This is a genomic window from Corynebacterium sp. MSK073, from assembly GCF_030232085.1.
In the GTDB taxonomy this organism is placed as follows: Bacteria; Actinomycetota; Actinomycetes; order Mycobacteriales; family Mycobacteriaceae; genus Corynebacterium.
In genome coordinates this window covers 1-8,754 of record NZ_JASPIY010000023.1, presented here as the reverse complement: position 1 = coordinate 8,754, position 8,754 = coordinate 1, and the positions used below count along the sequence as shown (strand labels likewise).

Below are 8,754 nucleotides of genomic sequence, written 5' to 3'. Positions count from 1 at the left end.
CCCAGCACGGCATTACAGCTTCCACCGGAACTGTCGGGGATTCTTATGACAATGCTCTGGCTGAAAACGTTAACGGCCCCTCATAAGAACGAGCTAATCCATACCCGCAGGTGGGATGACGTTGTAGAGGTAGAAATCGCGACGTTCGAGTGGGTGTCATGGTGGAACGAGACAAGGCTCCACCAAAGCCTGGGATACCGAACCCCGGTCGAAGTGGAATCCGAATTTTGGAAGAAGACCCCACAACAGGCAATAATGGAAAACAAGGCAAATGCCTAGGAACAAAACCCGGGGCACTTCAATACGTGGTCAGTTTTCATCTCTATTCTTCCGTAGGTCATTCATTGGTCGGGCGCATAAAGATATCCATCATCGAGAGGGTGGGATCTGACGAGGCAAAGATCCGGTCTGTTATATCACGCGGCGACCAGCTATCAGGGAAATCCTTGAACTCATTTGTGACAGTTCCGAGGGCCAAATCGGGACTATTTTTAACAGCAGTGAGGATGGTGAAAACCTCGTCAGGGGTGGCGTGGGAAGAGTTTATGTCATTAGCGCCGGTGGCATCAGCAATGCTGGCCCAATCATTTACTTCCGCAATATCGCTTAAAATATTAGAAACAATAGTTTCTGGTTTTAAATCCATATTTACGTTCTCCTGACGTGACGCGGTGGTTGGCGTAGGTAGCGCGCTTGCTAGAGAGAAGCCGAGGGTAGAGGTGGCATCGGCAAGCGATACTTCCTAAAGATCAATGTAGTCCAGTGGCTGGTGCGGGTCTATGCCTAAACGAAGTTGAGCATCACAGTCGATAGTCCTCGAAAATCTCACATAAAAAAGTGAAAGTGACATCATTGACACTGGGGTATGGTACCAATAGGTTATAACATAGTGCTGCGCTGGGATATCGGCGCGTTTATGGGATGGTGCCTGCCCACACAACAGAAAAGTGAACGAAATATGCAGACACAGACGAAGGGCCGCGTAGAAGGCCTGTACATCGACGAGAACGTCGAGCTGCGCGCTGGTGCGCTGAACTTTGGCGGGCGCATTGAAGACATCTCGCTTGGCGATGTCCCCGCAGCGCACGCGGCCTGGCAAGCCGGTGACCCAAACGTTTTGCTGTGGGTTCCAGGTTTTGTGGACCTGCACAATCACGGCGGCAATGGTGGAAGCTTTCCCAATGGTGATTATGACCAGTGCCGCGCCGCCGCGCGCTTTCATCGCGCCCACGGCACCACCACGCTGATAGCCAGCATGGTTTCTGGGACGCAAGCGGAGCTGTGCGCGCGGGCGGAGTTGCTTGCCACGCTGGCAGATGAGGGGGATATCGCCGGCATCCATATGGAAGGCCCGTTTATCGCCGCGGCCAAATGTGGCGCGCAGGATCCATCGCGCATCGTGCCGGGAGACCCAGACTTTTTCCGCGCGGTGATCGACGCCGCCCGCGGCCACCTGCGGTCCATTACTTTCGCCCCAGAAACCCAGGCCGCTGCAGAGATCCTTGAGGTTTGTGCAGAACACGATATTATCGCCAGCTTGGGCCATACCGAAGCCGATTATGAGACCACGCTGCGGATCATGGAGCAGGCGAAAGACTTGGGCGTCACCGTGACCGGCACCCACCTTTTTAACGCCATGCCGCCCATCCACCACCGTGCACCCGGCACGGTGGCCGCGCTACTCACCGGCTCGAAAGCGGGCGATGCGGGGGTAGAGCTTATTGCCGATGGCGTGCATCTTGCCGATGGCACCGTGGATATGGCCTATAACCGCCGCTCCTTTGCGGTCACCGATGCGATGGCCGCTGCCGGCATGGCCGATGGCTCCTATGAGCTGGGCTCCCTGCCCGTTACCGTGACCGATGGCGTGGCGCGGGTGGACAGCGGCGCCATCGCCGGTGGAACCTCCACCTTGGCGCAGCAATTTGCGCGTTTTGCCGCGCGCCACGGCGCAGAGGAAGCGGTTCGGTTTACTTCCACCACGGCTGCGGACGTGTTGGGGGATAAGGACGTGGGCCGTTTGGCTCCCGGTAAGCGCGCCAACCTCGTGGGCCTGAATGCTCGATTCGAACCTGTGCGAGTCATCGCTGATGGTATCGACATCGCCGCCGCGACAGATACTGATTTACGTTAGGAAAGCACTGCATGGATATCCTCATTCGTTCCACACCAGCAGAGGTGGCTATTGCCGCCGCCGATATCTTCGTCCGCTATGCCAACGCCGGGGCCACCTTGGGGCTGGCCACGGGTTCTACTCCGGTAGCGATGTATCAAGAACTCACCGCCCGCTACGAGCGCCAGGAGGTGAGTTTCGCTCGCAGCCGCGCCTTCCTCCTCGATGAATACGTGGGGCTGGCTCGCTCCCATGAGCAGTCGTATTACTCCACCATCCGCCGCGTATTTACCAGCCACGTCGACTTCATCGATGAGTTAGTGCAGAGCCCCGAGGGCGATGCCGCGGACTCGGACCGCGCCGCAGCCGCCTATGACCAGGCCATTCGCCATGCTGGCGGCATCGATATCCAGCTGCTTGGCATCGGTGGCAATGGGCACATCGGCTTTAATGAGCCCTCCAGCTCCTTGCAATCGCGCACGCGCCTGGAAACGCTGCACCCGCGGACGGTGCAGGATAATGCCCGCTTCTTCGAGAACACGGACAGTGTTCCTCGCTATGCGCTAACCCAGGGGCTCGGCACCATCAGCGAAGCCCGCCACCTATTGCTGCTGGCCACTGGGACTGAAAAATCCAGCGCGGTCCGCGACATGGTGGAGGGCCCGCTGTCCGCGCACTGCCCGGCCTCGGTCCTCCAGCTACACCAGCGGGCCACGGTGATTCTCGATGAAGACGCGGCTTCCCAGCTGGAAGATCACGAGTACTACCGCTTTGTGGATGAGCACCGCCCGCACTAAAGCCCTCTTTTACCTCTTTACACCTTTGAAAGGACTCCTCCCGTGAAACTCAATATTATGGGGCCGCTGCAGCGGCTCGGAAAGGCGCTGATGGGCGCCGTGGCAGTACTGCCTGTCGCGGCGATCCTCGGCGGCGTTGGCTACTGGATAGCCAGCGTTGCCGGCCAGGATAACGTGGTCGCGCAGCTGCTCGTCAGCTCCGGTGGTGCCGTGCTGGATAACCTGGGCTGGATCTTCGCCGTAGCCATCGCCTTTGGCCTGGCCAAAGACTCCAATGGTGCCTCCGCACTGTCCGGTTTCCTGGCGTATGCCACCTTCATGAAGCTCTTGGGCCCCGACGCGGTGGCCGGCTATCGCGGCATCGAAGATCCCGAGGCTCTTACGGGCGACGAAGCCGTCGAATGGGCGGCTGAAGGTTGGAATGCAGTCGGTGACGGCAACGTTCTTTTCGGCATCCTTGCAGGCATCATGGCGGCGATGATCTATAACCGCTTCCATGGCACTAAGCTGCCGGACTTCCTGGCCTTCTTCTCTGGCCGCCGCCTCGTCCCCATCCTCACTGCGCTTTTCGCCATCGTGGTTTCCGCCATCCTCTACTTCGTATGGCCCTTCATTTACCACGCGCTCTTCAACTTCGGTACCTCCATCCAGGGCCTCGGTGCTGCGGGTGCGGGCATCTACGGCGTGGCCAACCGCCTGCTCATTCCGACGGGTCTGCACCACGCACTGAACTCCGTGTTCTGGTTCGACGTTATTGGTATTAACGACATCGGTAACTTCCAATCCGGCCAATCCACTATCGACGCGGCCGCCGCGGCTACCTCCGCCGCAGAGTGCCCTGGTATTTGGGAAAACGGACAATGCACCGTGGACGGAGTTGTTGGGCGCTACCAGGCCGGATTCTTCCCAATCATGATGTTCGGCCTGCCAGGTGCCGCCCTGGCCATGTACCTGCGCGCGGACAAGGGCCGCCGCAAGGTCATCGGCTCCCTCATGGCCGCAGGCGCCCTAGCTTCCTTCTTCACCGGCGTGACTGAGCCACTGGAGTTCTCCTTTATGTTCGTCGCCCCGCTGCTTTATGTGGTGCACGCGCTGCTGACCGGCCTCTCCGTCTTTATCGCCGCCACGATGGAATGGACCGCGGGCTTCGGCTTCTCCGCAGGTTTCGTGGACATGCTGTTGTCCTCGCAAAACCCGCTAGCGAATAAGTGGTACATGCTCCTAATTATGGGCGTTATTTTCTTCGCCCTGTATTTCGTTATATTCTACTACCTCATCGGCTGGTTTAACCTGAAGACCCCGGGCCGCGGCGATGACGAGGACGCCCCTGAAGACGACGATGCCGCCGCAGGCGATGATAAGACCGCCGCTTCCGCCTCCCGCATCATCGAGGGTCTCGGCGGCAAGGACAATATCGATTCCTTGGACTACTGCACCACCCGCCTGCGCGTGGGTGTGAAGGATCGCGCGCTTGTCGATGACCCCACTATCAAGCGCGCCGGGATTTCCGGCGTCATCCACCCCTCCGAAAAGAACGTGCAGGTCATCGTGGGCCCCTCCGTGCAGTTCATGTTTGACGAGGTCAACCAACAGCTGCGCACCGGCTCTGCAGCGGTAGCTACGGCGCCGGCGAAGCCTAGCGAAGATTCTCTCCCCGCAGAGAAAATCGGGACCGATGTGGAGCTCCGCGCCCCGTTCGAGGGAACCGTCGTGCCTCTCTCCGAGGTCCCCGATGAGTCCTTTGCTCAGGGCATGGTGGGCGAAGGCTTCGCCGTCATTCCTACCGAGATCGATGCCTTCGATGTCTGTGCCCCAGTAGATGGCACCATCACGATGGTCTTCAAGACCGGCCATGCCTTTGGCATGCGGACTGAAGAAGGTCTTGACCTGCTCATTCACATCGGCATCGATACCGTGGAATTGAAGGGCGAGGGCTTTACTAAGCTCGTGGACAAGGGCGATGTCGTCCGCGCCGGCACCCCCATCATCGCGGTGGAGTCTGAGAAGCTGCGCGAACGCGGCATCAACCTCATTACCCCGGTGGTCTGCCCCACGGCAAAGCAAATCGCTGGAGTAGATATCGAACACGAGGGCCGCGCTGACCAGAGCGTCTCCGTTGCCCGTGTGCGCCCGGCTGGCCACTAGAATTTGCCCTTCCAGCTTTTCTTTGAGACTGGTGGCCAGGTCTAGAAGTTCGTCCGGGTTATCTGCGGGGCGCTGTTGAGATAGATTTCGCTGCGCCTTGCGCACGAACTTTGAGAGTGTGCCGGCGCCGCGCGCTAGTGGGGAAGCGGCAGGAAGTTCCGCCAGTAGTGCCGTAAGTGTTTGGCGGCACTACTGGCGGCGTCTAACGTGTACTTGTAGTCTCCAGTGTCCCCGTGGGCTCCGATGAACAAAGCTCACTGAAATGTCCTAGGAACAAAACCCGGGGCACTTCAAATTTCTGTCGCGCTAACGTGGTCGAGTCCCTGCGGCAGCGGCTTTTCACAACTTCATGGGCGGTTCAGTTGATGCCGGTAAGGAAACCTGAGAGTGTCTAATGGTTTGTGTGTGGGAACCTAACCCGCATAAGGAGATGAACCAGAATGACTACTATGGCGAGACGAGATCTAAGCTGATAAGGCCAAGATTGATGCGATTGAAAAGAAGCTGCTTGCTAACCCAGAAATCGCGAAACTGATTGATGAGCTAGGCACGTCGACAACGGATGCCAATGACCTAGTTCGGGGCATGTTGCAAGCCTCAATTACCCGGGGTTTGAATGCTGAAATGGATGCCCACCTAGGCTATGAGCCCGGCGATAGAGCAGCTAAAGCTACTGCTGGAACAGACAATTACCGCAACGGGTCGTATCCAAAGACCGTGGATTCTAACTACGGGCCAGTAAACATTGATGTTCCACGAGACAGAAACGGCACGTTTGTTCCTACTATGATGCCCAAAGGCTCCAGGCGGCTGACAGATGTTGACGATATGATTGTCAGCTTATATGCCGGCGGCATGACCATTAGGGATATCCAGCATCATATGGCAACTGCGATGCGGGTTGATATCTCCCATGAGACGATCTCCGCAGTCACCGACGCCGTCCTCGACGAGGTCATGATCTGGCAAAACCGCCAGTTAGACGAGTTCTACCCCGTGATATTCCTGGATGCGTTGCGCATTAAAGTCCGCGACGGCGGCCGGGTAGTTAACAAGTCTGCGTACATGGCAATCGGGGTGGACCTCGACGGGATCAAGCATATTTTGGGATTGTGGATTGCCAAAGAAGAAGGTGCTTCCTTCTGGGCGCAGGTATGCGCCAACCTGGCCAATCGTGGGGTCAAAGACGTCTTTATCGTCTGCTGTGACGGGCTGAAAGGCCTACCAGAGGCAGTGGAGGCAACTTGGCCGAACTCTATGGTGCAAACCTGTATCGTGCACTTAATTCGTGCTGCGAATCGATGGGTGGCCTATGGGGATCGCCGCGCTGTATCAGCCGCGTTGAAAAAGGTCTACACCGCCGCAGACGAGCCCACAGCTAAGGCGGCCTTAGACGAATTCGAGGCCTCCGAGCTGGGTGTGAAGTATCCTCAGTCGGTCAAGGTCTGGCAGGACGCATGGGATAGATTCGTGCCATTTTTGCAGTTCCCACCAGCAGCCAGGAAGGTCATCTATACGACGAACTCCATTGAGTCGTTCAACAACCAGCTGCGTAAAGCTACCCGCAACAGGGTGCAGTTCACCAACGATGAATCAGCGATAAAGACGCTGTGGTTGATGATCTGCAACATCGAAGACAAACGAGCCGCAAAGAGGGCAAAGCAAGGCAAACGAGTCTCAGCGACAGCCGGCAGACTCATGGAAGGAGCCCGAGTTTCCGGCTGGAAACAAGCCATTAACCAAATGGCCGTGGCCTACCCCGACAGCTTCGACAAATACCTATAAACCTAGCCCCACACACAAACAACTTGACACCCTCCGAACAAGCAAGCATTGATAGATGCAGGTCTGCACTACATTTTGTCGGTGAAACCCCACCGTGCCTGAGGTGATTGAAACCTGGCGGCGGGAAATCCCTGGTGAAGCCTACGCCCACGGCCAGATCTGGACACAAGCCTCGGCAAGCGATGCGCGCAAACACACAACCCCGAATACGGTGACCCACTTCCAGTACTCCTATGATCGGGCCAGACGCGGCCTGCGCGGAATCAAAGAGCAAGTCGCAAAAGCCAAACGCGCTGTTGACGGCGCAATCGCCATTAAGCGCAACCGCTATTTCGATCTTTCCACCCCGAACAAGAAGGTCAACTACGCTCTCGCTGCCAAACACCGAGCCCTAGCCGGAATTAAAGGCTATGAAACCGACCTGACCGCTCTTCCCGCCCAGGAGGTTATCGGGCATTACCGCAGGCTATTCCACATTGAAAATGTCGTATCGGATGTCGAAATCAGACCTGAAAGCACGCCCAATCTATGCGAGGAAACAAAACTCGATCACAGCACATCTCAATATTGTGATGGCAGCACTAGCCGTGACCCACCTGATGGAGACCCGCAGTGGTCACTTCATCAAACGCCTCGTGAGAACACTCAAGAAATACCGCAGCTTTCAACTCGTCGTTGGCGGCGAAACCATTCACGCCGCCGTACCATTCCCGCCCGACCTCACTGCCACCATCCAAGTAATCACCGGCCGCGAACTTCCGCACAAAATTGGCCTAAGTCAGGTTAGAAGGGAATCAGCACACCGTCTCGTGGGATTCGTGCTCTGGGTGCTCAATCTGGATGGTGGAGTGCTCGATACCGTGTTCGCGCAGGGCCTGCTGGGCGGCATCCAACAGCGGGCCGGTGCCGACGGTGCCGTCGCGCACGATATGCACGGTCGTGAGCACGTTCACGCCGTCCAGGCTCCACAGGTGCAGGTCGTGGATGTCAGCAACGCCCTCGACCTGCCGCAGCGCGGGCTCGATCGCACTGGCGTCGAAGTCCGCCGGGACTTGCTCGAGCAGCACGCTCGTCGAAAGCCGCATGAGCTGCCAGGCGCGCGGCAGCACCATCGCCGCGATCGCTAGGGAGGCGATCACGTCCGCCGCCACAAACCCCGTGGTCAGTACCACGATGCCGGCCACGATTACTGCGACAGAGCCGAGCATATCCACTAACACGTGCAAGAACGCGCCCTCCACGTTGATCGAGGATTTGCGGTGCCGGTGCAGAACCCACGCCGATAGCGCATTCGCCACCAGGCCGATCACCGCGATGATCAGCATCGTTTTTCCCTGCACTTCGGCCGGGCTCTGCAGGCGGCGCACCGCCTCGACGACAATCCACACCGAGATCGCCAGCACCATCACTGCGTTCGCCAGTGCAGCAAGCACCTCCACTCGTCGGTAGCCGTACGTGGCCTGAGCCGATGCTTGTCGGCGCCCAACCAACACCGCTAACACCGCGATGATCAACCCCGCAGCGTCGGAAAGCATGTGCATCGCATCCGCCATCAGCGCCATCGAACCCGCCAACCAGCCGCCGATCAGCTCCGCGAAGAAGACGGTGCCGGTAATGCCTAGCGCAATCAAGAGTGCGCGCAGCGGCGTGCTGGAGTGATCGTGGTCGTGGTGCTCGTGTGCCATGCACTCAGCCTATCCCCGTCGACGCTTATTGACAATTAAATGCAAATGGATGGCGGTAAGCGCAGCCACTGAGGCCAAGTCGGCCTGCTTTAGGTCATTGTGCAGTTGTCCTTTGAATGTGTAGAGAAGCTGAAACATGAACAACCAAAAAGGTGAGGTTACCCTCGTTTAGTGGACACCCGATTAGTGCGGATTTTGTGTCCGTAGGAGAGGATGTTCATTGTGAGTC

Annotated in this window: 7 protein-coding genes and 1 pseudogene; 6 read left to right on the top strand and 2 right to left on the bottom strand. The window is 57.9% G+C overall.

Annotation, left to right across the window (positions count from 1 at the left end; translation table 11 throughout):
- Nucleotides 1-279, top strand: a 279-nt coding sequence (locus tag QP970_RS11330; RefSeq protein WP_502870066.1) for an integrase core domain-containing protein, incomplete at its 5' end; no start/stop codon positions are given.
- 58 nt (nucleotides 280-337) lie between these two features.
- Here the strand turns inward: QP970_RS11330 and QP970_RS11325 are convergent.
- Entirely contained in the window at nucleotides 338-646 is a 309-nt protein-coding gene (locus QP970_RS11325) for a hypothetical protein (protein ID WP_239270128.1), read from the bottom strand.
- A gap of 312 nt (nucleotides 647-958) precedes the next feature.
- On the opposite strand from QP970_RS11325, the gene QP970_RS11320 reads away from it, so the two are divergent.
- The 5 genes and pseudogenes from QP970_RS11320 to QP970_RS11300 form a co-directional block, all read left to right on the top strand.
- Entirely contained in the window at nucleotides 959-2,134 is a 1,176-nt protein-coding gene (locus QP970_RS11320) for an N-acetylglucosamine-6-phosphate deacetylase (protein WP_284869945.1), read from the top strand.
- An 11-nt stretch (nucleotides 2,135-2,145) separates the two neighbouring features.
- Entirely contained in the window at nucleotides 2,146-2,910 is a 765-nt protein-coding gene (nagB, locus tag QP970_RS11315; protein WP_239270130.1) for a glucosamine-6-phosphate deaminase, read from the top strand.
- Between the two features lie 57 nt (nucleotides 2,911-2,967).
- Nucleotides 2,968-5,055 carry an N-acetylglucosamine-specific PTS transporter subunit IIBC gene (gene nagE / locus QP970_RS11310; protein ID WP_034659479.1) on the top strand — a complete coding sequence of 696 codons (2,088 nt, stop codon included), beginning with the start codon at nucleotides 2,968-2,970 and terminating at the stop codon, nucleotides 5,053-5,055.
- A gap of 483 nt (nucleotides 5,056-5,538) precedes the next feature.
- On the top strand, nucleotides 5,539-6,840 hold the full coding sequence (locus QP970_RS11305; RefSeq protein ID WP_502870067.1) for an IS256 family transposase: 1,302 nt from the start codon (nucleotides 5,539-5,541) through the stop codon (nucleotides 6,838-6,840).
- A gap of 36 nt (nucleotides 6,841-6,876) precedes the next feature.
- Nucleotides 6,877-7,604: pseudogene (locus tag QP970_RS11300) on the top strand (IS1634 family transposase); the annotation flags it as partial.
- Between the two features lie 30 nt (nucleotides 7,605-7,634).
- Here QP970_RS11300 and QP970_RS11295 read toward each other — a convergent pair.
- A complete protein-coding gene (locus QP970_RS11295; protein WP_005276393.1) occupies nucleotides 7,635-8,525 on the bottom strand; it encodes a cation diffusion facilitator family transporter in 891 nt (296 codons plus the stop codon).
- Nucleotides 8,526-8,754: the final 229 nt, after the last annotated feature.

What these genes read in the sequence shown, in the direction of transcription:
- nagE (WP_034659479.1), top strand. Translation starts at nt 2,968, where the DNA reads ATGGGGCCGCTGCAGCGGCTCGGAAAGGCGCTGATGGGCGCCGTGGCA.
- nagB (WP_239270130.1), top strand. Translation starts at nt 2,146, where the DNA reads ATGGATATCCTCATTCGTTCCACACCAGCAGAGGTGGCTATTGCCGCC.
- QP970_RS11295 (WP_005276393.1), bottom strand. Translation starts at nt 8,525, where the DNA reads ATGGCACACGAGCACCACGACCACGATCACTCCAGCACGCCGCTGCGC.
- QP970_RS11320 (WP_284869945.1), top strand. Translation starts at nt 959, where the DNA reads ATGCAGACACAGACGAAGGGCCGCGTAGAAGGCCTGTACATCGACGAG.
- QP970_RS11325 (WP_239270128.1), bottom strand. Translation starts at nt 646, where the DNA reads ATGGATTTAAAACCAGAAACTATTGTTTCTAATATTTTAAGCGATATT.